Raw genomic sequence first — 25186 nt, forward strand, 5'->3', positions numbered from 1 at the left:
GTATGCCGAGCCCGCGGTGGCGGAGGGTGGGTCTGGTTGTCCCAGGAAAAGCCGGCCGACCGTCCGATCGCGCCGGGGGCCCAGGATCGGTGGCACCACAACCGATCGCGGAGGACAACCACCATGAAGGCCGCTCAGATCACCGGATTCGGCTCGCCGGACGTGTTGCGCGTCAACGAGGTCGCACGTCCGACCCCCGCCGCGGGCGAGGTCCTGGTGTCGGTCGGGGCCAGCAGCGTGAACGGGCACGACACCATCGTCCGGGCCGGGGGGTTGAAGATCGTGTCGGGGCGGCGGTTCCCGATCGGGACCGGGCTGGACTTCGCGGGTGTGGTCGACGCCGTCGGCGACGGCGTCCAGGGCTTCGCCGTCGGCGACCGGGTGTGGGGGACGGTGCACCCCCGCGAGCGGCACGCCGTCGGCGGGGCGGCCGAGTACGTGGTGGTGCCCGCGAACAGGCTCGGGGCGGCACCGCAGGGCCTGTCGTCGGTGGAGGCCGCGGCCCTGGTCGTCGGCGGGGTCACGGCGCTGATCGCGCTGCGCGACACCGTGCGGGTGGCGGCCGGGGAACGGGTGCTGGTGCGCGGGGCGGCGGGCGGGGTGGGATCGGCGGCCGTGCAGTTGGCCCACGCGATGGGCGGGCACGTCACCGCGCTGGCCCGTGACCGGCACGCCGACGTCCTCCGCGGCCTGGGGGCGGACGTGGTCCTGGACTACGGGACCGCCGCGGCGGAGGCGATCGGGCCGTTCGACGTGGTGGTGGACGCGGTCGGCGCCGACCTGAACCGCTTCCGCCGACGGCTGGCGCCCGGCGGGCGGATGGTCACCGTCGGGTTGTCGCCCGGTGGGCTGGTGGAGGTCGCCGCGTCCGTCGTCCACGGGTCCCGGCGGATCCGGGCGTTCAGCGCCAACCCCGACACGGCGCTGCTGGACGACGTGGCCGGGTACGTGGCGTCCGGGGCGCTGCGCCCGGTGGTGGACGGGGTGTTCCCGCTCGACGGGATCGCGTTGGCGCACCAGGCTTTCGAACGCGGTGGCGTGGTCGGCAAGCAAGTGGTCTCCGTGTCAGCGTAGACCGGCGTGCACGCGGGCGGCGTTGCCGCCGAGGACGTCGGCCGCCAGGTCCGGGACGAGGGCGGCGACGGCGCGGGCGTTGGCCGCCGTGCCGGGGACGCCCGGCCAGTCGGTGCCGAAGATCCACCGCTTGGCGAGCCTGGCGAGGTCGAAGTTCCGGTAGTACTCGGGAAGGCGCTTCGGCGGCAGGCCGGACAGTTCGATCCAGACGGTGTCGTGTGCCGGCGCCAGGAACGCCGCCGCGTCGTACCACCAGCCGCGGCCGCCGTGGGCCAGGACGACGTCCAGGCCGGGGAAGTCGCGGATGACGGGGATCAGGAAGGCGGGATCGGCGTACTCGTTGGAGGAGCCGGGGAACGAGCTCGTTCCGCAGTGGACGACCAGCGGAACGCCCGACTCCTCCAACACGTGGTACGCCGGGTACAGGGCGGCGTCGTCGCAGCGGAAACCGCCGTGCACCGGGTGGAGCTTGAGCGCCGCGGCAGCGAGGCCGAGCTGCCGCCGCCGCACCTCCGCCGCGATCGGGAAGTCCAGGTGCGGGTTGACGTTCGCGACCGGGCGGAACCTCGCGGGGTCGTGGTCGACGAGCGGCAGCAGGTCCTCGAACTCCTGCATTCCGGTCGCCTTCGGGCTGTACTCGCAGAACAGGAGTGCGGTGTCGACGCCCTGTGCCGCGAACAGCTCCGCCAGGCGGTCGGGGCGCGGCCTGCCGTCGGAGTCCCAGACTTCGGGGAGGATCCCGTCCACGCCGAAGTCCTCCGCCCAGGTGACCCAGGCCCGCTTCAACGTGCCGAGCAGCGGCACGTGGACGTGCGCGTCGACCAGCCGCATCCCGTCGAGCACGGTGTGGACCTCCCGGTGGGACTGCGGTCCACGCTAGCCGCGGGCGGCACTCGGCGCAGCGCTACCAGGTCAGCAGGAGCCGGTGCGGGCCGAGGATGTCGGCCGGTTCCTCGTCGGTGGCCGGCGCGTTTTTCTTCTCCCCCAAAGAATTCCGGTCAGCGGGCGCGGGCGTAGAGCTTCTTGGCCCAGAGGTAGCCGCCCAGTGCGATCACGACGCACCAGCCGACCGCGAGGTAGCCGCTGCCGCCGATGGGCGTGCCGACCAGCAGGCCGCGGAGCGTCTCGATGACGGGTGTGAACGGCTGGTACTCGGCGAACCAGCGCAGGCCGGTCGGCATGGAGTCGGTGGGGACGAAACCGCTGCCCAGGAACGGGAGCAGGACCAGTGGCATCGGCAGGTTGCTCGCGGTCTCGACGCTCTCGGACACCAGCCCCAGCGCGACCGACAGCCAGACGAGCGCGAACGTGAGCAGCACGAGGACCCCGATGACGGCCAGCCACTCGACCGGGGTGGCACTGGGCCGGAAGCCGATCAGCAGCGCGACGGCGAGCACGATCAACATGCTGATGAGCGTCTGCACGAGGCTGCCGAGCACGTGCCCGGTCAGCACCGACGCGCGGGAGATCGCCATGGTGCGGAACCGGTTGACGATGCCCTCGGTCATGTCCATCGCGACGGAGATCGCCGTCCCCTGCGCGGCGGACGCCACGGCCATCAGCAGCACACCGGGCACGAGGTAGGCGATGTACTCGGCCCGGCCGCCCGACGGGCCGCCGAGCCCGGCTCCCAGCGTGCCGCCGAAGACGTAGGCGAACAGGAGCAGGAAGACGACCGGCATCCCGGCGAGCATGAACGTGAGCGACGGGTAGCGCTTCATGTGCCGGAGCTGCCGCCGGAGCATGGTGGCGGAGTCGGCGAGGGCGTGGGTGCTCATGTCGCGGGTTCCTTCTCGTGGTGGGGCTTGCCGGTGAGGGCGAGGAAGACGTCGTCGAGGTCAGGGGTGTGCACGGTCAGCTCGGCGACCTCGATGGCGTCCGCGTCGAGCCGCGCGAGGAGGCCGCGCAGGGACGCCACGCCGCCGTCGCTGGGCACGCGCAGGACGAGCGCGTCGTCGTCGCGCGGCACGTCGCCGAACGTCCGGACGGCCGAGCCGAGCGCCTCCGGGTCGGCGAAGCGGAGGCTGACGTGGCCGCCGGGGACCAGCCGCTTGAGTTCCGCAGCGGTGCCCTCGGCGACCAGCTTCCCGTTGTCCAGCACGGCGATCCGGTCGGCGAGCTGGTCGGCCTCGTCCAGGTACTGGGTGGTGAGGAAGATCGTCACGCCGCCCGCCACCAGCTCGCGGATCATCCGCCACATGTCGCGGCGGCTGCGCGGGTCCAGGCCGGTGGTGGGTTCGTCGAGGAACACGATGCGCGGGTTGCCGACCATGCCCATGGCGAGGTCGAGGCGTCGCCTCATGCCGCCGGAGAACGTCGACGCCAGGTTCTTCGCCGAGTCGACGAGGTCGAACCGCTCCAGCAGCGCGGCGGCGCGGCGGCGGCCCTCGGCCTTGCCGAGGTGGTGCAGGTCCGCCATGAGGATCAGGTTCTCCTCGGCGGTCAGGAGGTTGTCGACGGCCGAGAACTGGCCGGTGACGCCGATCGCGGCGCGGACGGAGTCGGGTTCGCGGACGGGGTCGTGGCCGCCGACGGCGACCTGCCCGCCGTCCGCCTTGACGAGGGTGGACAGGATCTGCACCGTCGTGGTCTTGCCCGCCCCGTTGGGGCCGAGCAGGGCGAAGATCGAGCCCTGCGGGACGTCGAGGTCGATGCCGTCGAGGACGACCTTGGCGCCGTAGGACTTGCGCAGCCCGGTGGCGGTGATCGCCGATTGCCTGGTGTGCACGGGACTCCCCTTGTCAGGAACGGTGGACGGTGATGTCGCCGAACGAGGTCTGGGCGCGCACCTCGACGGTCTTGGCCCGCTCGGGGCGCGCCTCGGTCTGGTCCAGCGAGTTGCGCACGCGGCCCGCGGAGGTGTGCACGTCGAGCCAGGCGGCGGTGTCCCCGGCGATGCCGACCTCGATGTCGCCCATCGACGTCTTGAGCACCACGGAGCCGCTGACCACCTCGCCGACCCGCAGCGAGCCGTTGGCGCTCTTGGCGTCGACCCCGGCCGCCGCGTGGGCGACGGAGATGTCGCCGTTGGACGCGCGCACCCTCAGGTCCCCGGCGACCCTGCCGATCGTGGTGGCGCCGTTGGAGTTCTTGACGACCGCGCCCCCGTCGACCTCGCCGACGCGGAGGGTGCCGGACGAGGTGGAGATGTCGGCGTCGCCGTCGACGGCGTCCACGCTGACGTTGCCGGTGGACGTGTGCAGGCGCAGCGGCCCGCTCCGGTCGACCTCGATGTGGCCGGTGCCGGACTTGAGCCTGCACTCGCCGAGCCGCCCGGTCAGGCGGAGGTCGCCCATCCCGGTGTCGCCCCGCACCTGCGAGCCGGTGGGCACCTCGATCCGCACGTCGACCGACCGGGCCTTGCGGAGGTTGGACAGGCCAAGCTGCTTGGGCGTCCTGATCAGCAGCCTCCCGTCCTGGAACTCGACGCGGGTCTGCTCGGCGGCCTGCACGTCCCGCTCGTCGCGCTCGTCGCCGGGCCGGACCTCGACGACGGTGTCGGTCCGGTCGCTCGCGACGATCCGCACGTCGCCGCTGGGGATGTCGACCGTGACGTCGATGGGATCGGGAGTGTCGAAAATGGGCATGGCTGTCCCCTGTGATGGTGTCGGAGTGGTGTTCTTGCAGGTGGGAGAGCTAGGGGCGGACTACTGCACCCAGCCGGTGTAGCGGCTGTTCCCGCGCTTGCCGGGGCTGCCCGACTCGGGGCGCGGGCTCCGGTCCGGCGGTCGCAGCGCGGTCGAGGCCACCCGCACGAGCCAGGCGTTCACCGACCGGCCCTCCTTGGCGGCGGCCTCCTCGATGGAGGCCTTGAGCTGCTCGGGGAGCCGGAAGTTGATCCGGGCGGTGGCACCGTCGTCGGCACCGGCCACGGCCTCCTCCACCCGCGCCGGGATCTCGCGCTCACGGGGCACGGCGGCTTCGGCGGGCTGCTCGGCGGGCGGCAGCGTGACGACGAAGTTCGGTTCGCGACCGCGCAGGCGCAGTTCGACCGAGCCCGGCGCCAGGTCCAGGGTGATCTCGTCCGCCGCGGCGGACAGCGTCTCCAGCAGCGTCAGCCGGATCGCCGACTCCAGCGACCCGCTGAGGCGCTCGACCAGCGCACGGGCCTCCTCGCCTCCGGTCTCGGCGAGCAGCGCCAGTTCGCTACCCAGGTTGTCGATGTAGGTGCTCAGGTCCATGGCACAACTATGACGCATACATGGCGCCGACGCAAGCCATGATGGCGCCACTTTGGCGCCATCATGGCCGAGATGCCTCGTGACCACGGGATATGCCGAGCGAGATTGGGCCGAACGGGTTACCTTCGGGCGGGCTCGACGGGCAGACTGGGGACGTCGTGGGCATCGGAGGTCGGACATGGCGCGGGCGTCCGGTGGTGGCGGATCCGACGCCGTTCCGGGCTGGGTGCCGCCCATGCTCGCCAAGCCCGACGGCGGACGGCTGCGCGCGGGCCCGGAATGGGCGTACGAGCACAAGCTGGACGGCTACCGGGCGCTGATGCGGGTCGCCGAGGACGGCACGACGGTGCTCACCAGCCGCAACGGGATCGACTTCACCGCCGAGTTCCCCTCGCTGGTCGGCGTCCTCGGCGGCGGGACCCTGGTGGTCGACGGGGAGATCGTCGTCCACGACGACGCGGGCCGGGTCGACTTCGGGATGATGCAGGAACGGCGCGGGCGCTACCGCAGGCACAGCGGCTCGATCGTGCGCGACGAGGTCTTCGACGACGTGCCGGTGCGGTTCCTCGCGTTCGACCTGCTGCGGCTCGGTGACACCCCGCTGCTGCGCGAGCCCTACGACGAGCGGCGCGCGCTGCTCTCCCGGATCCCGATGCCGGACCCCGACCTGGTGTCGGTGGTCCCGGCGGTCACGTTCGACGAGCTGGCCGCCGACGGGCTGACACCCGCGGACCTGCTCGACCGGCTCGCGACCGAGGGCCACGAGGGCCTGATCGCGAAGCTGCGGACCTCGCCCTACCACCCCGGCGAGCGGCCGGACCACTGGCTCAAGCACCCCTTGGAGCAGACGCTGGAGGTCGTCGTCTGCGGCTGGCGGCCCGGCAAGCTGAGCTTCACCGGCACGCTGGGCGGGCTCCTGCTCGGCGGGCACGACCCGGACACCGGCGACCTGGTGTACCTCGGCGACGTCGGCACCGGCTTCTCCCACCGGGAGCGCGACGAGCTGCGCGACCGGTTCTCCGCGATGGAGCGCCGGACCCACCCGTTCGCGGCCAAGCCGCCGCGCGAGGACGTCGCGGGCGCGCGGTGGGTCGACCCCGTGCTGGTGGGCGAGGTCCGGTTCCGGCAGTTCACCAGGATCGGCGGGCGGCTGCGGCACACCAGCTGGCGCGGCCTGCGCGAGGACCGCGACGAGTCGGAGGTCCTCGCCCCCGCGACGGGCCGCCGGGCCGTGCCGGAACGGCCGCCCGCCCCGACGCCGGCACGGGTGGCCGTGAAGGTCGGGCAGCGGCGGCTCGCGCTGACGAACCTGGACAAGGTGCTGTACCCGGACGACGGGTTCACCAAGGCCGAGGTGATCGACTACTACAGCCGGGTCGCGCCGGTGCTGCTCCCCCACCTCGCGGGCAGGCCCGTCACGGTCGTCCGCTTCCCGGACGGGGTCGACGGGCAGCGGTTCTTCCAGAAGAACGTCCCGGACGGCGCCCCGGACTGGCTCCGCACCGCGCGCCTGCCCAACACCGGGTCGCGCGCCGGCCGCGAGATCGTCGAGTACGCGCTGGTCGACGACCTGCCCGCCCTGGTCTGGATGACCAACCTCGCCTCCCTGGAACTGCACGTGCCGCAGTGGACCGTCGGCCCCGACGGCACCCGGCAGCTCCCCGACCGGCTGGTGTTCGACCTCGATCCGGGGCCGGGCACGACGGTCGTCGAGTGCGCCGGGGTCGCCGGGCGGCTGCACGACCTGCTGGTCGCCGACGGCCTCGCCCCGGTCGCCAAGACCAGCGGGTCCAAGGGCATGCAGCTCTACGCCGCCGTGCGGGTCGCGCGGGCCGGGCACACCTCGGCCTACGCGAAGGCGCTGGCGGAACGGCTGGCGGGCGAGACGCCGGACCTCGTGACGGCCAGGATGGCCAAGGCGCTGCGGCCCGGCAGGGTGCTCGTCGACTGGAGCCAGAACAACCCGGCCAAGACGACCGTCGCCCCGTACTCGCTGCGCGGCCGGGGCGCCCCGACCGCGTCGGCCCCGATCACCTGGGACGAGGTCCGCGGCTGCGCGCGCACCGACGACCTCCGCTTCACCGCCGGGGACGTCCTCGACCGCGTCGCCTCGCTGGGGGACCTGTTCGCACCGCTGGCGGACACCGCCGTCGACCTGCCCGAACGATGACGCGTTGCTCTGTTCGGGTACAACCGGGGTGCAGGCCTACAGGCGCGGGCCGGGGCGGCCGATGAAGGGGGTGAGCGCCGGGCCCACGGGTCACGGCGCTCGACCATTGAGCAGGGCCTCCCGGAACCGGTGCCGATCCCCGCGTCCACTCGAAAAATGCCTAGTCAGAGCATTGTTCCAGCAATCTTCTGCATCTCACCAGAAATGGTTACCCATTATTCGCAGCCGGAAAACCCTGTAACGAATCGCAGCACCGATAGCGATATTTCCTGCGTGATGAACGACGTCGCGAAAACACGGACTAACGCCCACAAGGCGTTAATCAGCAACCGTCGGGCCCGGTGGATCGAGCGTCCACCGTGCTGACCAGCAACGTTGTCGACCTCGACCCGGAGTGCTGTTTGCCGCAAGGACGAAGAGAAGGAGGGCCGCCCGTGGTGGCGCAGTCGGAGGAAGACTTCTTCGTGGAAGTGGCGCACACCCCTGTCGCCGTGCTGGTGACGGTCGCTGGAGAACTCGACGCGGACACCGCGCCGAAACTCGCCTGGCACCTGGAACGGATCGACACCGAATCGGGCGTGGTCGTTCTCGACCTGGCCGCGGTGCCGTTCTGCGACTCGGTGGGCCTCGCCTCGTTCCTGACCGTCGTCCGCCGCGGCGTGGACGTCCGGGTGATCGGCTCGCGGCAGGTGATCCGGCTGATGTCGCTGACCGGGATCACCGACCACGTGACGCTGGCGGCCTCGATCGCCGAAGCGGTCCCCCCCGACCCCGGTCCGCGTTAGCGCCGCGCGGGGTTCCGGCCGCCCGCCGCGGGCACCTGCGGGTACGACGACCGTCGAACTCGCCCTCCCCCGCCCGCCCGCCGGGGTGTTCACCGTCCTCGCCGACGGCTGGACCTACGCGGGGTGGGTCGTGAGCGCCGCGCACATCCGCGACGTCGACGAGGGCCGGCCCGTGGTCGGGACCAGGATCCACCACAGCGTCGGCACGTGGCCGTCGCAGCTCGAGGACGAGACCGCGGTGCGGTCCGTGGTGCCGGGCGATTCGCTGGAGCCGCACGCGAAGGCGCGGCCCGCCGGCACCGCGCTGATCCGGTTCGAGCTGACCGCCACCGAGGGCGGCATGAGGGTCAGGATGGCGGAGAAAGCGGTGCGGGGCCCTGGCTCACTGGTGCCGGAGGCGGTGCGGGCCCCGGCGCCGCGACCGCGCAACCGGGAGGCCCTGCTCCGCCTTCGGAACGTGGTGGTGCGCGGCGGTCACCGGTAGACGGCCCGCAGGGCCGCGCCGATGACCGCGCGGTAGGCGCCACCGGCGTGGCCGTCACGGGCCAGCGCGGCGCGGGCGGCGTTCGCGCCGCACGCCCCGTGCACGCCGCCACCAGGATGGGCCGACGCCCCCGCCAGGTAGAGCCGGTCGACGGGCGTGTCCGCGCGGGACAGCCCCGGCGTCGGCCGGAACACCAGCTGCTGGTGGATGTTCGACGTGCCCGCGTTGATGGCACCGCCGACCACACTGGGGTTGCGCTCCTGCAACTCGGCGGGCCCGCTCACGGCGCGGGCGAGGACCAGGTCCCGGAAGCCCGGCGCGTGCTTCTCCACGATCTGCTCCACGCGATCGGCCCGCCGCCGCAGCCGGTCCTGGGACCACACCTCGCCGCGCGGCACGTGCGTGTACGCCCACACCGACTCGGTGCCCTCGGGCGAGCGGGTCGGGTCCGCCGTGGTCATCTGCCCCAGCAGCAGGAACGGCGAGCGCGGGACCCGGTCGCACGCGAGGTCGTTGGCGAAGCCCGCCAGGCCGTTGAGGTCGGTGCCCAGGTGCACGGTGCCCGCCAGCCGGGCGTCCTCCGAGGTCCACGGGATCGGTCCGGACAGCGCCCAGTCGATCTTGATCGTGGCGTCGTCCCACTCGAAGTCGGCCAAATCGTCGACCAGCCTGGCGGGCAGGTGCTCCTCGCCGACCAGGTCGAGGTACAGCGCGGGCGCGGGCACGTCGGCCAGCACCGCGCGCCGGGCCCTGACCAGCCCGCCCTCGGCGTCCCGCACGCCCAGCGCCCGACCGCCCGCCACGACCACCTTCCGCACGGGCCTGCCGCACTGCACCCGGCCGCCGCGGGACTCCAGCCTGCGCACGAGCGCGCCGATCAGCTCCCCCGCCCCGCCCTCGGGCACCGGGAAGCCGACGTCCTGGCCCAGCATCGCCAGCAGCCAGCCGAACACGGCGCCGCCCGCCTGGTCCGGGCCGAGGTCGGTGTGCAGCGCGTTGCCCGCCAGCAGGATCTTCGCCCCGTCGCCGCGGAACCGCTCGTCGCCGAACCTCCGCACCGGCTGCACCGCCATCCGCGCGAACCGCAGCCCGTCGGCGACCCCCAGCTCGCGCAGCAACCGCGTGCCGGACCGGACCGGCGGGAACGGTCCGAGCAGCGAGCCCAGCACGTCGTCGCGGACGCGCCGCCACCTCGCGAACTCCTCCAACCACGCGTCGGCGTCCTCGGCCGCGAACGTGCCGACCGACTTCGCCGTCCGCTCCGGGTCCCGCGACAGCAGCGCGGACCGGTCGTCGGGGAACACGTGCGCGAGCACCTCGGGGGCGTGCGACCAGCGCAGGCCGTGTTCGTCGAGGCCGAGCGCGGTCAAGGCGGGCGAGGCGACGCCGAGCGGGTAGAACGCGCTGAACAGGTCGTTGCGGAAGCCGGGCGCGGTGATCTCGGCCGTCCGCACGGCCCCACCGGGTGTGTCGGCGGCCTCCAGCACGAGGACGTTCCAGCCCTCGTCGGCGAGCACGTTGGCGGCCACCAGGCCGTTGGGGCCCGATCCCACGATGACCGCGTCGACCTCGTCGTCGTCCACTGCGCCTCCCGGCCTTGGCTGTGATGGGTGTGCGTGCCGAAGCGGAGGTCGTCCGGCCGTCGTTCCGGTGGATCACCACCGTCACGGCCGGTCGAGTACCCGTTCCACGTCAGGATGACGCTTCTCGGCGCGAAGGATCGGCAGGTCCGGGATCCGGGTCCGCCGCCGCGGCCAGCAGCCGTTCGCCGAGCAGGCGCGCGGCGTGCCGCACCTCGGGTCCCCGCACGATCCGGTAGGACGCGGGGATCGTGGCGAGCTGCTCGGCGTACCAGTGCGGGTTGCCGGTGCTGCCGACCAGCCGCGTGGTCCCGGCGTCGACCGGTGTGAGCCTGCCCAGGGTGCGGGACAGGCAGCGCTCCAGGGTGTCGGCGGGCGCGTCCACCACCACCTCGACGTCGTAGTCCCACCCGGCGCCCAGGTGCTCCTCGAGCACCACGACCGGGTCGAGGTCGGCGGGCGGCTCGAACACGTCGTCGAGGACGTCCACCTCCCGCACGCGGTCGATCCGGTAGGCGCGCACGGCGTCCTTGGCCACCGACCGGCACAGCAGGTACCACCGGCCGTGCCGGACGACGACCGCCCACGGGTCGGCGTCGACGGTCCACTCCGACCCCGCCTCCGAGCGGTAGCCGAACCGCACCCGCCTGCGGTCGGAGCAGGCCCCCACAAGCGTGCTCGTGGTGTGCGGGTCGGGTCGGGCGGCGGCGCGGTCGGGTGCTGGTGCCGCGGTGCGGCGGACGGCCTCGGCACGGGCCGCGACCTGCTCGGGGAGCGCGCGCACGAGCTTGCCCAGCGCGCTGCCCACCGGGTCGGCGGGATCGCCCGCGTCGTGGTGGCCGTCGAGCACCGCCATCACGAGCCCGAGCGCCTCGGCCGCGCTGAACGTCAACGGCGGCAGCCGCAGGCCGCGCCCGAGCCGGTAGCCCCCGTGCGGGCCGCGGACGGCCTCGACCGGGATGCCCGCCTCGCGGAGGATGCCGACGTAGCGCCGGGCCGCCCGTTCCGTGACGCCGAGCTTGTCGGCGAGCCGGTCCGCGGTGATGCCGGGGGCGCCCTGGAGCAGTTCGAGCGCGAGCAGCGCTCTCGAAGTGGGGCTCGTGTCGGAGGTCATGCCGCCCAGCCATCCGGAAGGGGAACGTCCGGAATGGAGGCTACCGTGCCCGCCATGACCGAGACCCCCTTGGTGGACACCACGATCCACGAGCCGTCGCCGACGGCGGGCGAGACCGAGATGATGCTGTTCGCGCTGGAACGGGTGCGCGGCCAGTTCGCCTGGAAGTGCGGCGGGCTCGACACGGCGGGCCTGGACATGCGGCACCCGCCGTCGACGATGACCCTCGGCGGGCTGCTCAAGCACATGGCGCTGCTCGAGAACGGGTTCATCGCCCGCGACCTGTCCGGCGAGCCGATCGGGCCGCCGTGGGACGCGGTCGACTTCGACGCCGAACCCGGCTGGGAGTGGCGCTCGGCCGCCGGCGACTCCCCCGAGGAGCTCTACGCGCTCTGGAGCCGGTCGGTGGAGCGCTCCCGCGCCGCGTGGGCGACCGCGCTCGCCGACGGCGGGCTGGACCGGCCGTCGCGCTTCGCCCTCCCGTCCGGCGAGCACCTCAACCTGCGCCGCGTCCTGATCGACCTGATCGAGGAGTACCTCCGGCACACCGGCCACGCCGACCTCCTGCGCGAGGCGTTCGACGGCCTGGTGGGCAACGACCCGCCGCAAGCGCGATGACCCCGATCCCCGTCGAGCGGCTCAGGATCGTCCCCGCCAACGAGTCGTCCCAGGAGGACCTCACGGCGGTGTTCGGCACCGCCGACTACTCGGGCCACTGCCGGTGCCAGCGGTTCAAGGTCGTCGGCTGGATGCCCCGCGACACCACCAGGGAGCAGCGCCTCGGGATGCAGTGGGAGCAGACCGGGTGCGACGACCCGGACGCCCCGAGCACCAGCGGACTGGTCGCCTACCTCGACGGCGACCCGATCGGCTGGGTGGCGGTCGAACCGCGCACGGCGTACCCGAAGCTGCGCACCTCCCGCGTCCCGTGGAAGGACCGGGCCGAGGACAAGGACGACGACGGCGTGTGGGCGGTGACCTGCTTCGTGGTCCGCAAGGGCTACCGGGGGCGCGGGCTCACCTACCCGCTCGCCCGCGCCGCGGTCGACTTCGCCCGCGAACGCGGCGCCAGGGCGCTGGAGGCGTACGCGATGATCACCCAGCCGGGCAAGGAGATCACCTGGGGCGAACTGCACGTGGGCGCCGTCCAGGTCTTCGAGGAGGCCGGGCTCACCGCGGTCACCCGCCCGACCGTGCGCCGGGTGGTCATGCGGGTCGACTTCGACCGGTGAGCGGTCAGGCCCTGCGCAGCCTCTGGGCCGCCAGCCGCCCGGAGATGAGCACCGGCGGGATGCCGACGCCCGGTGTGGTGCCGCTGCCGGCGAGCACCACGTTGCCGTGCCGGAACGGCAGGTTGCGCGGGCGGAACGGGCCGGTCTGGGCGAACGTGTGGGCGGCGGAGAACGGGGTGCCCGCGGCCTGCCCGGCGCGCGCCCAGTCGTCGGGGGTGACCACGGCCAGCCGGGTGACGTCGGCGGTGGAGCCGACCAGCTTGCGGCGCACCACCTCCTCGACGACCTCCTCGGCGTAGCGGGGGCCGACGGCCTCCCAGTCGATCGCCGCGGCGTCGAGGTTGGGGCACGGGGCGAGCAGGAACTGCGTGTGCTTGCCGGGCGGGGCCAGGTCGGGGTCCGTGAGCGTCGGCGTGGTCAGCAGCAGGGACGGGTCGCTCATCAGCCTGCCCTGCGCGATGATCTCGTCGAAGGTGCTCTCCCACGCCCCGCCGAAGGAGATCGTGTGGTGCGCGACCTCGTCGGTGACGCGGTCCGCGCTCAGGTGCACCACCACCGCGGAGGGCGACCAGCGCAGGGCGAGGGGTCGGCGGGGCCCGCCGCGCAGCAGCCGGGTGCTCTGGGCGGGCCCGGTGGCCAGCACCAGGGCGTCGCAGGGGAACCGGTCCGCGTCGGTGCGCACGGCCGTGACGCGGTCGCCGGAGCGTTCGAGCGCGACGACCTCGGCGCCGTGGACGAACCGGACCCCGGCGGCCTCGGCCGCGGCGGCCAGCGCCGTGGGGACGGCGTGCATGCCGCCGCGCGGGAACCACACGCCCGCGACGGTGTCCATGTAGGCGATGACGGCGTAGGCGGCCAGCGCGTCGCCGGGCGCGACCCCGGCGTAGAGGGACTGGAACGTGAACACCCGCCGCAGCCGGGGGTCGCGCAGGTACCGGCCGACCGCGGAGTCCAGGCGCCCGAAGCCGCCCATCGCGGCGAGCGCCACCAGGTCGCGGCCCGCCAAGTCCAGCGGGCTGTCGAAGTTCGCGCCGATGAACCGGTCGCGCTGCACCTCGTACAGGTTCGTGAGCCACCTGCGCAGGCGGCGGTAGCCGTCGGCCTCGGTCCCCCCGGCGAACTCGGTGATCGCCTGCTCCATCGCCGCCTGGTCGGTGTGCACGTCCAGCGCGCTGCCGTCGGCGAAGGCCGCCCGGTAGGCCGGGTGCAGCGGCAGCAGTTCCAGTCGGTCGGTGAGCGTCTCGCCGACCGCGCCCAGCGCCTCGTCGAGCAGCTCCGGCATCGTGAGGACGGTGGGGCCGGTGTCGAGGTGGTGCCCCGCCAGGTCGAGCCTGCCGGCGAGACCGCCGGGCACCTCGCCCTTGTCCACCACGGTCACCTCGTGGCCGTCGCCGCGCAGGTGCAGGGCGGCGGAGAGCCCGGCCAGCCCGGCACCCACCACCACGACCGAGTCGGTCCGGCCTCGGACAACGTGGACCACGAAGGGACTCCTAGCTTCGGCGGGCGGTGACCAGCGTGGCCAGCCGCCGCAGCGCGGCCCTGGCCTGACCGGTCATCCGCGCGTGGTCGAGTGCGCGCAGCGCGCTGGAGGTGAGGACCGCGATCTGCTCCTCGACCGCTTCCACGGCTCCGAGGTCGTGCAGCAGGTCCCGGACGTCGGCGACGGTCTGCTCGGTGACGTGCGGCCCGTCCAGGCACGAGTGCAGCAGCCGGACGGAGTCCGCGCGGCCCGCCGCCCGCGCGAGTCCGATCGCGACGGCCATGAGCGGGGTGCGCTTGCCCTCGCGCAGGTCGTCGCCGACCGGTTTGCCGATGGTCTCGGCGTCGCCGAACACGCCGAGCAGGTCGTCGCGCAGCTGGAACGCCACGCCGATGTCGCGGCCGAACTCGCGCAGCGCGTCGATGAGGTCCGCGGGCGCTCCCGCGAGGGCGGCGCCCAAGTGCAGCGGCCGTTCCACCGTGTACGCGGCGGTCTTGAACCGCGCCACCCGCAGCGTCCGCTCCAGCGACTCCTCCCGCCGGGCGCAGGCGAGCAGGTCGAGGTGCTGCCCGGCCATCATCTCGGTGCGCACGGCCTGCCAGGGAACCCAGGCGCGGGCGAGGGCGGCGCCGTCCAGGCCCGCGGTGACGAGCGCGTCGTCCGCCCAGGCGAGGGCGAGGTCGCCCACGAGGATCGCGGCGGAGTCGCCGTACACCCGCCCGTCGCCCGCCCACCGGGCGCGCTGGTGGTGGGCGGCGAAGCGGACATGCGCGGCGGGCCTGCCCCTGCGGGTCGTGGACCGGTCCATCACGTCGTCGTGCACGACCGCGCAGCCCTGGAGCAGCTCCAGCGCGACCAGGGCGCGCACGGTGGCGTCGGCGTCGGGCCCGTCGGACGCCCCGCCCGCGGCCCGCCACCCCCACCAGGCGAACGTCGGCCGGACGCGCTTGCCGCCGCCGAGGACGAGCCGGGACAGCTCGTCGACCAGTTCGGGGGCTAGGTCGGCGTGCGGCCTGGTGTCGAAGAAGGCCACCAGCGCGGCGTGCAGCGACCCGAAGGCGCCGGTGTCGTCGAGCACGATCGGTCCGTCCGCGCGGGCGGTGGGGGCCGTCGTCATCATCGCCTCCTGGGGTGGGCCGACGGTGGCGAGCGGATCCGCGGTGGCGCACGGATCGCTGGAATGGCCAGCAGAGCTAAACAGCGCGGAGCCGGGTTCGCATGATGAGCGTCCGTCATGCGAACCCGGACGAGGGGCCCTAGCGTGGGCCCGTGCCCCCGCGGAAGGATCCTGAGCACCCATGTCCGTAGACCGGGAACTCGACGCCGCCGCCATCACGGATCCCGTGCTGCGGCAGGCTTACGCGCGCTGCCGTGCGCTCAACGCCGTGCACGGGCGCACCTACTACCTGGCCACGCGGCTGCTCAAGCGCGAGCAGCGACCGGCCGTCCACGCGCTGTACGGGTTCGCCCGGTGGGCTGACGACATCGTCGACGAGGTGCACGACGGCCGGACTCCGACCGAACGCGCCGCGCAGCTGTCCACTGTGGAGGAGACCCTGCTCGCGGGGCTGGCAGCGGGCCGCAGCGACGACCCCGTGATCGCGGCGGTGGTGGACACCGCGGGCCGCTACGGGATCGACCACCGGAACTTCACCGACTTCCTGGCGTCCATGCGGATGGACCTCGAGGTCACCGACTACCCGACCTACGCCGACCTCGCCCGGTACGTGCACGGGTCGGCCGCCGTCATCGGCCTCCAGGTGCTGCCGGTGCTGGGCACCAGCGTGCCGAGGGCGGAGGCGGAGCCCGCCGCGGCGGCGCTGGGCGTGGCGTTCCAGCTGACCAACTTCCTGCGCGACGTGGGCGAGGACCTCGACCGCGGCCGGGTCTACCTGCCCGCGGACGAACTGGCCGCCTTCGGCGTGGACCGGCAGATGCTGCTGCACGCCCGCAAGAGCGGCCGGACCGACCAGCGCATCCGCCGCGCACTGGCCCACCAGGTCGCCAGGGCCCGCGCGGTGTACCGGGACGCCGAACCCGGCATCGCCATGCTCGCGCCGAGGTCGAGGCCGTGCGTGGGCACGGCCTTCCGGCTGTACGGCCGGATCCTCGACCTGATCGAGGAGGCCGACCACGACGTGCTGGGCGGCCGGGTCGTCGTGTCCGGCGGCCGCAGGCTGGCGATCGCCCTTCCCGCGCTGGCCAGGTCCGTGCTGGTCCGCTCGGCCTGAGTTCCCGAGGAGTCACGCATGCCCGTCCGAATCCCGTTGCGCGTGTTCGGCAGCCGGCCGTGGCCGGAGCAGGAGCCGACCTGGCGCGACGCGAAGCCCGCGCTCATCGAGTCGGCGCTCAAACGCGCGCTGGCCCGGCCGTCGGGGAACTGGTTCGTGCTGGGCGCGAGCCGCGACGTGGTGGCGGGCAAGCCCTTCGGGCTCACCGTGGCGGGGCGCGAGGTCGTCGCGTGGCGCGGGGCCGGTGGCGAACTGCTCGCCGGGCCCGGCGCGTGCCCGCACCTGGGCGCGCCGCTGTGCGACGGCGCGGTGCACCAGGGCAAGGTCGTGTGCCGGTGGCACGGGCTGGCCCTGGACGGCAGGCGGTTCGGCGGCTGGAGCCCCTACCCCGCGCACGACGACGGCGTGCTGGCGTGGGTGCGGCTGGACGAGGTCGGCGGTGAGGAACCGCTGCCGGAACCCGTGCTGCCGGTCCGCCCGCCGGAGGGCTCGGTCGACGCCGTCGCGACCGTGATCGGCCGGTGCGAACCGGAGGACGTGGTCGCCAACCGGCTCGACCCGTGGCACGGCGCGTGGTTCCACCCGTACTCGTTCGCGAACCTGAGCGTGCTGGAGACGCCGACCGATCGGGACGACAAGTTCCTGGTGGAGGTCACCTTCCGGCTGGCGGGCCGGGTGGGCGTGCCGGTGGTGGCCGCGTTCACCTGCCCGGAGCCGCGCACGATCGTGATGCACATCGTCGAGGGCGAGGGCGCGGGCAGCGTGGTGGAGACCCACGCCACCCCCTTGGCGCCGGGCCCGGACGGGGTCGCGCGCACGGCCGTCGTCGAGGCGACGATCGCGCACTCGCCCCGGCGGGGGTTCGCCGTGGCCAGGTCGGCCGCGCCCGCGCTGCGGCCGGTGATGCGGTGGGCCGCGAAGCGGTTGTGGCGCGACGACATGGCCTACGCCGAGCGGCGCTGCGCGTTGCGCGCCACCGGTCGGCTGCCCGGCTGATCCGGGTTGCGCCCCCACCGCCGGGCCGCCGCGCGCAGCAGCGGTCCGCGGCCGGAGGTTGGCACCGTCCACAGTGGAGTACCGGCCACGCCCCACCGGGCGAGCAGCCGGTTGGCGGCGGTGAACCCGGTCGTCGCGGCGCGTTCCATCAGCGCGACCGGCACGTCGACGCGCACCAGGTCGCCCGCCAGCACGAGGAGGTCGTCCGGCGTGCCGACGGTGGGGCGGCCCGCGAACCCGCCGGGCGGGAACAGCGGGCAGTCCGCGCGCAGCTCGTGCCGCTCGTCCACGATCCCGGCGGCCTTGGTCTCCGGGTACACCACGTGGAGCTGGTCGAACAGCCGCCCGCGGGCCGAGGCCAGGTCCAGGTCGGACGGCAGCGCGTAACCGTGCAGCTCCACCACGGAACCGCCGGTGCGCGCCGCCCAGGCGCGGGCCTCGTGCTCGTAGTGGTTCAGCACGGAGACGTTGTCGAGCAGGTCGTACCCCGTCGTGCCGAGGAATCCGGGCCGGTCGGCGCGCACCGGGCGGTCGAGCCAGTAGCGGGACACCAGGAACGGCGGCGCGGTCTCCAGGTCCGCGATCCCCGCCCGCCACTCGGATGTCGCCAGTCCCGGTGAGGCGCCGACGATCCGGCGCAGCCCCGGCACGTCGGCGGCCAGCACGACCGCGTCGGCCTCGATCGACTCCCCCGGCAGCCGGACGGTGAACCGCCGCCTGCCGCCGGTCTCCACGCCCTCCACCGGAGTCCCGGTCCGCACCGAGGCGCCGAGCGAGTCCAGGTAACGGGCCAGCGGGTTCCACAGGGCGTGCGGGAACGGGTCCGCCGCCACGTCGAACAGCAGCCCCTCGGACGAACCGAGGAAGTAGATGTGGAACATCGTCGCCAGCTCGGCGGCCGACATCCGGCTCGGGTGGGCGAAGAAGCTGCGGGAGAACACCTCGAACGCCAGCGCGTGCGCCGCGCGCGGGAAGCGCACCTGCCCGAGGTAGGTCGCCGCGTCCAGGCCGTCCAGCTCGTCGTAGGTGCGCGGCACCGACACGTCGAGCAGCGGCAACGCCGCGCGGGCGTTCACCGACGGCAGGTCCCTCCACGCGAACGTGGGGCTGCGCCGGAGGAACGCGGCCGCGTTCCACGGCACGGCGCGCGGCAGCCCGGCGAAGCCCTCGCGGTGGCCGTTCGCGTGCCAGAGCGGGTAGTCGGGCAGCCCGACGAGCGCGGTGCCGTCCGGGTCGACCCTGCCCAGCAGCGAACGCAGGTTGTAGTACTGCCGGAAGAAGGCGTGGAAGCCGCGGGTCATGGTGGCGGTGCTGCCGTCCGCCAGTTCCGTCGCCCAGCCGCCGACCCGGCCGCCCAGGTAGTCCTCGCGCTCGCACAGCACCACCCGCGCGCCCCGTTCGGCGAGGATCGTCGCGGCGGACAGGCCCGCGATCCCGCCGCCCACCACCGCCACCACGGGTTCGTCGTGCTCGAACGACGTCCGGCCCACCGGTCCGGGGATGCGGACTGCCTTGGGGTCGCGGGTGGTCATGCCTGGTCTCCCTTGGGGGCGTGCCCGACGAAGGTGTGCACGATTCCGCGCTGCCAGCCCGACACGGTGTCGCTGCGGACGGCGGTGAAACCGCTGCGGCGCAAGCGGTCGCGCAGCGCGCCTGCACCGTCGAAGGCGAGTGCGCTGCGCCACAGGTAGGTGAAGATCCCCGGCGTGCGGGTGGCGACGGCGCCGCTGGGGATGACCACCGCCCAGCACACCGCCGTCCAGATCACCGTGCTCGGCAGCGAGTCGCGCACGGAGTACTCGTGGACCACGAAGGGGGCGCCGGGCTTCAACAGGTCCCGCACCACCTCCAGCACCGGGTCCGGGTCCGGCAGGTTGCGGACCAGGTAGGCGGCGAAGACCCCGTCGAACGGCCCGCGCACCCCCGCGGCGAGCAGTTCCTCGGCCCTGGCGTGCACGAAGGACACCGTGTCGGGCCAGGGTTTCCGGCGGGCCTGGGCCAGCATGCCCTCGGACGCGTCCACGCCGACGATCTCGGCCTCCGGCGCCGCGGCGAGCAGCGCGGCGGTGGACGCGCCCGTGCCGCAGCCGAGGTCGAGCAGCCGCAGGCCCTTGCCGCCTCCGGACAGCCGCAGTCCGCTCGCCGAGCGGCGCAGGGCGTCGTGGTAGCCGGGGTTCATCCGCACCAGGAAGTCGTAGGCCGGGGCGGCGGCGTCGAACGCGCCGGGCACCTCCGCCGTGGTCGTGGTCCGCACTCAGACTCCTGCCTTCCGGCCACGCGAGCGCTCCCACAGCAGCAGCGTCAGCGTCACCATCGCGAACCCGAAGAGGAAGTCCTCGACGGGGATGTCCCACGGCACGCGCACGCCGCTGATGGCCCAGTCCGCGTAGCGCACGACCGGCGCGCTCAGCTTGGTCAGCCAGCCGTCCACCAGCACCTGGAACGCGAGGACGATCCCCATCGCGATCCAGTAGGCCGCGCGGCGGAACAGGCCCGTGCGCAGGACCAGGAGTTCGAAGAGGACGGTCAGCACGGCGGCCGCCAGTGCCGCCACCAGGTACTCCCTGCCCACCCGCGCCCCTTCAGCCGCGGTGCGCGGCCAGGTCCGGCACCGCGTCGTCGAGCCGGATCCCCTTGGGGCGCATGGTGAGCACGGCCTCGTAGGTGAGCACGGCGCAGAGCGGGACCACGAGGAAGAACAGCAGCTCCTCGACCGGCAGCGCGCCGGGAAGCCGCAGCCCGGTGACGAACGCCGGGTTGTAGTCCCAGTGCCGCCTGGCGACGGCCACGACGTCCCAGGCCGTGAACAGCAGCACGACCGGGAGGACCGCGCGGACCAGTTCGGCCGGCCGCCGGTACACGCCGTCGCCGAGGAACTCCAGAGGTGCTGTCACAGCAAGGCATCCGAGCAGCAGGAGCGCGTACTCCCAACGACCGTCCATCACCCGACCTCCGTGGTTCACGCCCACCGTAGGTCGGGTCGCGGAGGTCCGCATGACGGCGGACCCGCCTCTCACCTGTTCGCGTCGGACCCGGCCCCGTCGGACATCGAGACCAGCTCGAACTCCCGCGCGGTACCGGGTGTCGACCCGGCGCAGGTGAGCGGGCCGTCGGCCCGGTGGAACCCGGCCTTGACGTCGACCACCACGTCCGGTCCGGTGAACCGCACCTGCCAGCGGTGCCGCTCGACCTGGTCCACCGACACCAGGCTGAGCCGGTCCAGCCGGTCCTCGCCGAGGCGGCCGCGCGCGAAGTGCTCGGCGGCCTGGGCGGGCGCGGGTATCGACGAGCGGCCGCGGGACACCGGGCCCAGCACCAGGCCGCGTTCGTGCGCCTCGGCGACGGCGACGGCGGTCTTCCCGTCGAGCCTGCCGTAGTAGAGGCCGTGCGGGAGGACGAGCAGGTTGGCGGCGAACCGGTCGCCGCCGACGTGCGAGCACTCCCAGGTGTCCTCCGGCCGGGCCGCGGCCAGCGCGGCGGCGACCGGACGGCCGCGCACCGCGCAGCACAGGTCGTGCTTGCCGTGCGTGCACACCAGGTACACCGGCCGGTCGGAGGGAACGCCCTCGTCCAGCCGGACGTCGGCCAGTTCGGCGGGATCGTCGAACTCCGACCACAGGATCCGCTCCTGCCCCGGTGTCGAGTCCGCGAACGCCCACCGCCTGCGCTTCCCGGCGGCGGTGCGGCCCGGCCGCCGGATGAACAGCACCCTGGCGCCCGCGCTGCCCGCCACGGCCGTGATCGCCACGCCCTCCGCGGTCCGCCGCAACGGGTCGGGCCCCCACGCTCCGGGCAGTTCCACCAGCACCCAGCGGCGCACCGGTGGCGCGGTCGCGGTCGGGGTGTCGTCACGGCGGACGCACCCGTCCGCGCACCGCTCACCCGTCACGCCGGAACCACGATCCCGTCCTTGAGCAGCCTGCGCACCAGCACCCGCTGGTCCTCGACCGGCAGGCCGGGCAGGTCGCCGAGCACGACGACGTCCCCGGTGGCCAGCCGGTGGAGCGCGGCGGAGGTCGACGATGGCAGGGTCAAGCGGTTGTGCGGCAGTTCGAGCACCACCCGGTCCCCCTCGGCGCCCAGCCGGAAGCGCAGGCCGGGGCGCCAGCGCACCGACGTGCCCGCCTCGGCCCCGCGCGCGGCGGTGGCCTGGGCCAGCGGTGCGACCGGGCTCGGCAGGTTCCCCGCCCACACGTGGCGGCGCACCCGTTCGGCGACATCGGCCGGGTCGGCGTCGGCCAGCACGCCCGCGAGGAGCTTCACCACGTCGGCGACGTGCGGCGCGAGCTGCTCCGGGTCGGCCAGGTCGACACCGAGCGGCAGCGACGTGCGCAGGTCTGCGTCCCGGCCCGCGAGCGCGAACAGCGCCTCCACCAGCGCGTGCCGGGTCACGACGTGCACGCCGACGGTGAGGTGGGCGCTGATCTCCCCCTGCGCCACGGCCGAGTGCAGGTAGCCGCGCGGCAGGTACAGGGCGTCGCCCGGCGCCAGCACGCGGTCGATGAGCGGTTCCCGCCCCGCCTGCTCGGCGACGGCGGCGGCGTGGTCGGCCCACGGCTGGTCGCGCAGCGGGTCCGGGTGCACGGGCTCGTGGACGCGCCAGCGCTTGTGCCCGGCGACTTGCAGGACGAACACGTCGTGCACGTCGTAGTGCGCGGAGAACCCCTGAGACTGCGGAGGGGTGATGTAGGCGTTGATCTGTACAGGGTGGCCCAGGTCGGTGTTCAGGTCGCCCGCGAGGTCGATCAGCGACGGCCACAACCGGTGCAGGCCCTGCAGCACCAGCGTGCTGCCCTCGGCGAACAGCGCCGCCACCTTGTCGTCGGCGACCTGGTCGGCGACGTCCGCGCCGACCCCGCCGCCGCGGGTGAACTGCGCCGACCCGAGCACCGACCCGTCACGCGCGACGCGCAGGAACGGCGTGCGCAGCCCGCGCCGCGACAGCAGCTCGTCGACCTGGGCCAGGTCCAGCAGGTCGTCGAACGCCTTCGGCAGGTCCGCCGCCGGGGTGAACAGCGGGGCCCGGCCCCAGTGCTCGGCCGCGAAGACGTCGGGGTCGACCCCGACGCAGCGGCGCAGCGCCTGCCGGTCCGAAGACCCGCAAGCGCTGCGCTCGGTGGAGGGAGCGGACATCAACGCCCGCCGCCCGCACCACCGTCGGCGCCGCCGTCGTGCTCGTTGGGCACCGAGCCCGCGCCGCCATCGGCCGGACCGTGCTCGTCCTGGTCGGCACCGCCGTCCGCGCCGCCGTCGTGCTCGTTCGGCACACCGTCGGCACCGCCGTCAGCGGGGCCCTCCGGGGTGTTCGTGCCGGTGATGTCGTCGTCGTTGAGGCTCATGTCCGTCTCCTGTGGATCGAAGGTGGTCCTGGATGCCCGCGTCCGCCGACCTCAAACCAGCCGTTACCCGTCCGTGGGTTCACGCTCCGTGGCACACGGCCTCGAGGTCGATCCCGTTGGGATCGGAGACGAAGGCGCCGTAGTAGTCGGCGTGGTACTCGGGCTGGAGGCCGGGTTCGCGCAGCGAGGTGGCGCCCGCCGCTACGGCCGCGGCGTGGAACGCGTCGACCTCGGCGTGGCTGGAAGCGGTGAAGGCGAGGTGCACGCCCGCGCCGACGGCGCCGTTCTCGACGAGCCAGAAGAACGGTTTGCGGTCCCCCCAGCCCAATCCGACCATGGCCAGCTGGTCGGCGGCCGGATCGGCCGGGACGTCCAGGACCTTGGTGATGCCGAGGGGCGCGAGGGCCGCTTCGTAGAAACGCGCGGAGCCGGACAGGTCCGGGACGGCGATGTTGAGGTGGTCGATCTGGGAGCCCGCGAAGTTCGTCATGGCCGACACTGTGGCGCGGTACCAGGACAGCGGATGTCCGCTCCGCCTGCCAATCTCACCGGCATGCCCGACACCTCCGCCCGCGTCCTCCGCCTGCTGTCGCTGCTGCGCTCGCGCACCACGTGGACGGGTCCGGCGCTGGCCGACGAGCTGGGCGTCTCGTCCCGCACGGTCCGCCGGGACATCGGCATGCTGCGGGAACTCGGCTACGCCGTGGACGTGACCAGGGGCGCGGGCGGGCACTACCGCCTGGGAGCGGGCGCGCTGCTGCCCCCGCTGGTCTTCGACGACGACCAAGCGGTCGCCATCGCCGTCGCGCTGCAGGCCGCGCCGCGCACGATCAGCGGCCTCGCCGACGCGGCGGCCAGGGCGCTGGACACCGTCCTCCCCGTGCTCCCCTCCCGGTTGCGCACGCAGGTGGCCGCGTTGGAGATCACCTCCATCCGCAACCCGTGGGACCTCGCCGCCCCCAGCGTCAGCACGGCGGCGCTGCTCGCCGTCTCCGCGGCGATCCGCCGGAGCGAGACGCTGCGCTACGACTACACCGGCCCCGACCACCAGCCGGGGCCCGCCCGCCTCGTCCAGCCGCACCACCTGGTCGTCTGGGCGGGCCGCTGGTACCTCGTGGGGTGGGACCCGACCGGCGGGGCCTGGCGGACGCTGCGCCTGGACCGGGTCCGGACCCGCACCCCCAACGGCCCGCCGTTCGAGCCCAGGACGCTGCCCGAGGAGGACATCGCCCGCTTCGTCATGCGCCAGCTCGACCGCGGCGACACCTCCGACCACTGGCCGTGCCGGGGAACCGCCGTCATCGGGCAGCCCGCGGGCCTGATGGCGCGGTGGGCGCCCGGAGGGGCCGTCGTCGAGGCCGTCACCGAGGACACGACCCGGATCTGGCTGGGCGCCTGGTCGTGGATCGGGCTGGCGGCCCTCCTGGGGACGTTCGACGGGGCGATCACCGACCCCGAGCCCGGCGAACTCCGGGAGGCCTGCCACGAGCTCGCCCGCCGGTACGCGCGGGCCTGAGGATCAGGGCACGAGCACCAGCTTGCCCACGACCCGGCGCGCCTCCAGCAGGCGGTGCGCGTCGGCCGCGCGCGCCAACGGCATGGTGGTCACGACGGGGTCGAGGGCGCCGTCGACGAGCAGGTCGACCAACCGGGCGAGGTCGGCGCGGAAGGCGGCCGGGTCCTTGTCCGCGCTCGACGCGACGAGGTAGCCGGCCACCTTCGCACCGGGGGTGACCTTGGCGCGCGCCAGTGCCGCGACGGCGCGGGTGAGGCCGCCCGCCTTCGACAGGTCCGCGGCGACCGCGAAGCTCATCCCGTACCCGACCACCACCCCGGTCCGCTTGGTCGCCCGCCTGCTGGCCGCGATCGACGGCCCGCCGACGGCGTCGAACGCGGCGTCGACCCGCTCGGGCACGGCGGCCTGGTCGGCGACGACGGTGACACCGGCGGCCACCAGCGCGGCGTGGCGCTTCGCCGACGCGGTGCCGTACACGCGGATCCCCTCCCTGGTCGCGAGCTGCGCGAGAGCGGATCCGACACCACCGGCGGCGCCGAGCACCAGCACGGACCCGCCCGGCCGGACCCCGGAGACCCGGTGCAGCATCTGCCACGCCGTCAGGTAGTTCAGCACCAGCGCCACCACCCGCGCCGCCTCCGGACCATCCGGCACCGGCACCGCCAGGTCCGCCCGCGCCACGGCTCGGGTGGCGTAGCCCCCGGTGACCGTCAGCGCCGCCACCCGCTGCCCGACCGCGATCCCCCGCACCTCCGGTCCCACGGCCGAGACGCGGCCGACCACGTCGTAACCGGGCACCACCGGCAGCTTGCCGGGGAACCGCCCCTGCCGCAGCTGCACGTCGCCGAAAGCCACCCCCGAGGCCTCCACGTCCACGAGGACCTCCCCCGCCGCGGGCGTCGGCGCGGCCACTTCCTCCACGTGGAGCACGTCCGGGCCGCCGGGTGCGCGCACCACGACCCTGGTCATCCTGTCGACGGTCAACGAAACCCCTCCCAATGCTT

General features: G+C 74.0%; 27 protein-coding genes. 9 read left to right on the forward strand and 18 right to left on the reverse strand.

Annotated elements, in window-relative coordinates; translation table 11 throughout:
• Positions 1-123: 123 nt before the first annotated feature.
• On the forward strand, positions 124-1074 hold the full coding sequence (locus RM788_RS08200) for a quinone oxidoreductase family protein (protein WP_315930939.1): 951 nt from the start codon (positions 124-126) through the stop codon (positions 1072-1074).
• On the opposite strand, the gene RM788_RS08205 is transcribed toward RM788_RS08200, so the two are convergent.
• The 5 genes from RM788_RS08205 to RM788_RS08225 all read right to left on the reverse strand — a co-directional run bounded on the left by RM788_RS08205 (position 1066) and on the right by RM788_RS08225 (position 5255).
• Positions 1066-1917, reverse strand: coding sequence for an amidohydrolase family protein (locus RM788_RS08205; protein ID WP_315930941.1), 852 nt, complete (start codon positions 1915-1917; stop codon positions 1066-1068). The genes RM788_RS08200 and RM788_RS08205 overlap by 9 nt on opposite strands.
• A gap of 155 nt (positions 1918-2072) precedes the next feature.
• Complete coding sequence (locus RM788_RS08210; RefSeq protein ID WP_315930942.1) at positions 2073-2852, reverse strand: ABC transporter permease; 780 nt, start codon at positions 2850-2852, stop codon at positions 2073-2075.
• On the reverse strand, positions 2849-3802 hold the full coding sequence (locus tag RM788_RS08215) for an ATP-binding cassette domain-containing protein (protein WP_315930943.1): 954 nt from the start codon (positions 3800-3802) through the stop codon (positions 2849-2851). Before RM788_RS08215 ends, RM788_RS08210 begins: the two co-directional genes overlap by 4 nt.
• Positions 3803-3815: 13 nt before the next feature.
• Positions 3816-4661 (reverse strand): DUF4097 family beta strand repeat-containing protein, encoded by an 846-nt coding sequence (locus RM788_RS08220; protein ID WP_315930944.1) that lies wholly within the window; start codon positions 4659-4661, stop codon positions 3816-3818.
• A gap of 60 nt (positions 4662-4721) precedes the next feature.
• Positions 4722-5255: a toxin-antitoxin system HicB family antitoxin gene (locus tag RM788_RS08225; protein ID WP_315930945.1), complete on the reverse strand. Its 534-nt coding sequence runs from the start codon at positions 5253-5255 to the stop codon at positions 4722-4724.
• Positions 5256-5433: 178 nt separating this feature from the next.
• On the opposite strand from RM788_RS08225, the gene ligD reads away from it, so the two are divergent.
• The 3 genes from ligD (at position 5434) to RM788_RS08240 (ending at position 8694) form a co-directional block, all read left to right on the forward strand.
• On the forward strand, positions 5434-7425 hold the full coding sequence (gene ligD / locus RM788_RS08230) for a DNA ligase D (protein WP_315930946.1): 1992 nt from the start codon (positions 5434-5436) through the stop codon (positions 7423-7425).
• Between the two features lie 434 nt (positions 7426-7859).
• Positions 7860-8210, forward strand: coding sequence for an STAS domain-containing protein (locus RM788_RS08235; protein ID WP_315930948.1), 351 nt, complete (start codon positions 7860-7862; stop codon positions 8208-8210).
• An 85-nt stretch (positions 8211-8295) separates the two neighbouring features.
• Positions 8296-8694 carry an SRPBCC family protein gene (locus RM788_RS08240; protein ID WP_315930949.1) on the forward strand — a complete coding sequence of 133 codons (399 nt, stop codon included), beginning with the start codon at positions 8296-8298 and terminating at the stop codon, positions 8692-8694.
• On the opposite strand, the gene RM788_RS08245 is transcribed toward RM788_RS08240, so the two are convergent.
• Both RM788_RS08245 and RM788_RS08250 read right to left on the reverse strand, forming a co-directional pair.
• Positions 8685-10277, reverse strand: a complete 1593-nt coding sequence (locus RM788_RS08245; protein WP_315930950.1) for a phytoene desaturase family protein — start codon at positions 10275-10277, stop codon at positions 8685-8687. The two genes, RM788_RS08240 and RM788_RS08245, sit on opposite strands and share 10 nt — an antisense overlap.
• A gap of 109 nt (positions 10278-10386) precedes the next feature.
• Positions 10387-11388: a helix-turn-helix transcriptional regulator gene (locus tag RM788_RS08250; protein WP_315930951.1), complete on the reverse strand. Its 1002-nt coding sequence runs from the start codon at positions 11386-11388 to the stop codon at positions 10387-10389.
• 54 nt (positions 11389-11442) lie between these two features.
• Here RM788_RS08250 and RM788_RS08255 point away from each other — a divergent pair, with 54 nt between their 5' ends.
• Complete coding sequence (locus tag RM788_RS08255) at positions 11443-12006, forward strand: mycothiol transferase (protein WP_315930952.1); 564 nt, start codon at positions 11443-11445, stop codon at positions 12004-12006.
• Positions 12003-12620 carry a GNAT family N-acetyltransferase gene (locus tag RM788_RS08260; protein WP_315930953.1) on the forward strand — a complete coding sequence of 206 codons (618 nt, stop codon included), beginning with the start codon at positions 12003-12005 and terminating at the stop codon, positions 12618-12620. The genes RM788_RS08255 and RM788_RS08260 overlap by 4 nt, the downstream gene beginning before the upstream one ends.
• A gap of 4 nt (positions 12621-12624) precedes the next feature.
• Here RM788_RS08260 and crtI read toward each other — a convergent pair whose 3' ends face one another.
• Positions 12625-14100 carry a phytoene desaturase family protein gene (crtI, locus tag RM788_RS08265; protein ID WP_315930954.1) on the reverse strand — a complete coding sequence of 492 codons (1476 nt, stop codon included), beginning with the start codon at positions 14098-14100 and terminating at the stop codon, positions 12625-12627.
• 10 nt (positions 14101-14110) lie between these two features.
• Positions 14111-15217: a polyprenyl synthetase family protein gene (locus RM788_RS08270; RefSeq protein WP_315930956.1), complete on the reverse strand. Its 1107-nt coding sequence runs from the start codon at positions 15215-15217 to the stop codon at positions 14111-14113.
• A gap of 181 nt (positions 15218-15398) precedes the next feature.
• On the opposite strand from RM788_RS08270, the gene RM788_RS08275 reads away from it, so the two are divergent.
• Positions 15399-16331 carry a phytoene/squalene synthase family protein gene (locus RM788_RS08275; protein ID WP_315930958.1) on the forward strand — a complete coding sequence of 311 codons (933 nt, stop codon included), beginning with the start codon at positions 15399-15401 and terminating at the stop codon, positions 16329-16331.
• An 18-nt stretch (positions 16332-16349) separates the two neighbouring features.
• Positions 16350-17327: a DUF5914 domain-containing protein gene (locus RM788_RS08280; protein ID WP_315930959.1), complete on the forward strand. Its 978-nt coding sequence runs from the start codon at positions 16350-16352 to the stop codon at positions 17325-17327.
• On the opposite strand, the gene RM788_RS08285 is transcribed toward RM788_RS08280, so the two are convergent.
• The 8 genes from RM788_RS08285 to RM788_RS08320 all read right to left on the reverse strand — a co-directional run bounded on the left by RM788_RS08285 (position 17276) and on the right by RM788_RS08320 (position 23156).
• Positions 17276-18859: an FAD-dependent oxidoreductase gene (locus RM788_RS08285; protein ID WP_315930961.1), complete on the reverse strand. Its 1584-nt coding sequence runs from the start codon at positions 18857-18859 to the stop codon at positions 17276-17278. The two genes, RM788_RS08280 and RM788_RS08285, sit on opposite strands and share 52 nt — an antisense overlap.
• A complete protein-coding gene (locus RM788_RS08290; protein WP_315930962.1) occupies positions 18856-19581 on the reverse strand; it encodes a class I SAM-dependent methyltransferase in 726 nt (241 codons plus the stop codon). Before RM788_RS08290 ends, RM788_RS08285 begins: the two co-directional genes overlap by 4 nt.
• A complete protein-coding gene (locus RM788_RS08295; RefSeq protein WP_315930963.1) occupies positions 19582-19899 on the reverse strand; it encodes a lycopene cyclase domain-containing protein in 318 nt (105 codons plus the stop codon).
• A 10-nt stretch (positions 19900-19909) separates the two neighbouring features.
• Positions 19910-20269, reverse strand: a complete 360-nt coding sequence (locus tag RM788_RS08300) for a lycopene cyclase domain-containing protein (RefSeq protein ID WP_315930965.1) — start codon at positions 20267-20269, stop codon at positions 19910-19912.
• Positions 20270-20340: 71 nt separating this feature from the next.
• Positions 20341-21216, reverse strand: a complete 876-nt coding sequence (locus tag RM788_RS08305) for a ferredoxin family protein (protein ID WP_315930967.1) — start codon at positions 21214-21216, stop codon at positions 20341-20343.
• A complete protein-coding gene (locus RM788_RS08310) occupies positions 21213-22460 on the reverse strand; it encodes a cupin domain-containing protein (RefSeq protein WP_315930969.1) in 1248 nt (415 codons plus the stop codon). Before RM788_RS08310 ends, RM788_RS08305 begins: the two co-directional genes overlap by 4 nt.
• The gene (locus RM788_RS08315) at positions 22460-22666 is read right to left on the reverse strand and encodes a hypothetical protein (RefSeq protein ID WP_315930971.1); all 207 of its coding nucleotides are present in this window, start codon (positions 22664-22666) and stop codon (positions 22460-22462) included. The genes RM788_RS08310 and RM788_RS08315 overlap by 1 nt, the downstream gene beginning before the upstream one ends.
• Positions 22667-22745: 79 nt before the next feature.
• Positions 22746-23156 carry a VOC family protein gene (locus RM788_RS08320; RefSeq protein ID WP_315930972.1) on the reverse strand — a complete coding sequence of 137 codons (411 nt, stop codon included), beginning with the start codon at positions 23154-23156 and terminating at the stop codon, positions 22746-22748.
• 63 nt (positions 23157-23219) lie between these two features.
• On the opposite strand from RM788_RS08320, the gene RM788_RS08325 reads away from it, so the two are divergent.
• Positions 23220-24182 carry a helix-turn-helix transcriptional regulator gene (locus RM788_RS08325; protein ID WP_315930973.1) on the forward strand — a complete coding sequence of 321 codons (963 nt, stop codon included), beginning with the start codon at positions 23220-23222 and terminating at the stop codon, positions 24180-24182.
• A gap of 3 nt (positions 24183-24185) precedes the next feature.
• Here RM788_RS08325 and RM788_RS08330 read toward each other — a convergent pair whose 3' ends face one another.
• On the reverse strand, positions 24186-25151 hold the full coding sequence (locus RM788_RS08330; protein WP_315930975.1) for a zinc-binding dehydrogenase: 966 nt from the start codon (positions 25149-25151) through the stop codon (positions 24186-24188).
• Positions 25152-25186 lie beyond the last annotated feature (35 nt).

Source organism: Umezawaea sp. Da 62-37 (genome assembly GCF_032460545.1).
Taxonomy (GTDB): Bacteria; Actinomycetota; Actinomycetes; order Mycobacteriales; family Pseudonocardiaceae; genus Umezawaea.

Bases quoted from the DNA above. Each gene is read 5' to 3' on its own strand.
- RM788_RS08285 (WP_315930961.1), bottom strand. From the start codon at position 18,859: ATGACCACCCGCGACCCCAAGGCAGTCCGCATCCCCGGACCGGTGGGC.
- RM788_RS08270 (WP_315930956.1), bottom strand. From the start codon at position 15,217: ATGACGACGGCCCCCACCGCCCGCGCGGACGGACCGATCGTGCTCGAC.
- RM788_RS08320 (WP_315930972.1), bottom strand. From the start codon at position 23,156: ATGACGAACTTCGCGGGCTCCCAGATCGACCACCTCAACATCGCCGTC.
- RM788_RS08330 (WP_315930975.1), bottom strand. From the start codon at position 25,151: ATGACCAGGGTCGTGGTGCGCGCACCCGGCGGCCCGGACGTGCTCCAC.
- RM788_RS08250 (WP_315930951.1), bottom strand. From the start codon at position 11,388: ATGACCTCCGACACGAGCCCCACTTCGAGAGCGCTGCTCGCGCTCGAA.
- RM788_RS08220 (WP_315930944.1), bottom strand. From the start codon at position 4,661: ATGCCCATTTTCGACACTCCCGATCCCATCGACGTCACGGTCGACATC.
- RM788_RS08210 (WP_315930942.1), bottom strand. From the start codon at position 2,852: ATGAGCACCCACGCCCTCGCCGACTCCGCCACCATGCTCCGGCGGCAG.
- ligD (WP_315930946.1), top strand. From the start codon at position 5,434: ATGGCGCGGGCGTCCGGTGGTGGCGGATCCGACGCCGTTCCGGGCTGG.
- RM788_RS08280 (WP_315930959.1), top strand. From the start codon at position 16,350: ATGCCCGTCCGAATCCCGTTGCGCGTGTTCGGCAGCCGGCCGTGGCCG.
- RM788_RS08325 (WP_315930973.1), top strand. From the start codon at position 23,220: ATGCCCGACACCTCCGCCCGCGTCCTCCGCCTGCTGTCGCTGCTGCGC.
- RM788_RS08225 (WP_315930945.1), bottom strand. From the start codon at position 5,255: ATGGACCTGAGCACCTACATCGACAACCTGGGTAGCGAACTGGCGCTG.
- RM788_RS08275 (WP_315930958.1), top strand. From the start codon at position 15,399: ATGTCCGTAGACCGGGAACTCGACGCCGCCGCCATCACGGATCCCGTG.
- RM788_RS08315 (WP_315930971.1), bottom strand. From the start codon at position 22,666: ATGAGCCTCAACGACGACGACATCACCGGCACGAACACCCCGGAGGGC.
- RM788_RS08260 (WP_315930953.1), top strand. From the start codon at position 12,003: ATGACCCCGATCCCCGTCGAGCGGCTCAGGATCGTCCCCGCCAACGAG.
- RM788_RS08255 (WP_315930952.1), top strand. From the start codon at position 11,443: ATGACCGAGACCCCCTTGGTGGACACCACGATCCACGAGCCGTCGCCG.
- RM788_RS08310 (WP_315930969.1), bottom strand. From the start codon at position 22,460: ATGTCCGCTCCCTCCACCGAGCGCAGCGCTTGCGGGTCTTCGGACCGG.
- RM788_RS08200 (WP_315930939.1), top strand. From the start codon at position 124: ATGAAGGCCGCTCAGATCACCGGATTCGGCTCGCCGGACGTGTTGCGC.
- RM788_RS08300 (WP_315930965.1), bottom strand. From the start codon at position 20,269: ATGGACGGTCGTTGGGAGTACGCGCTCCTGCTGCTCGGATGCCTTGCT.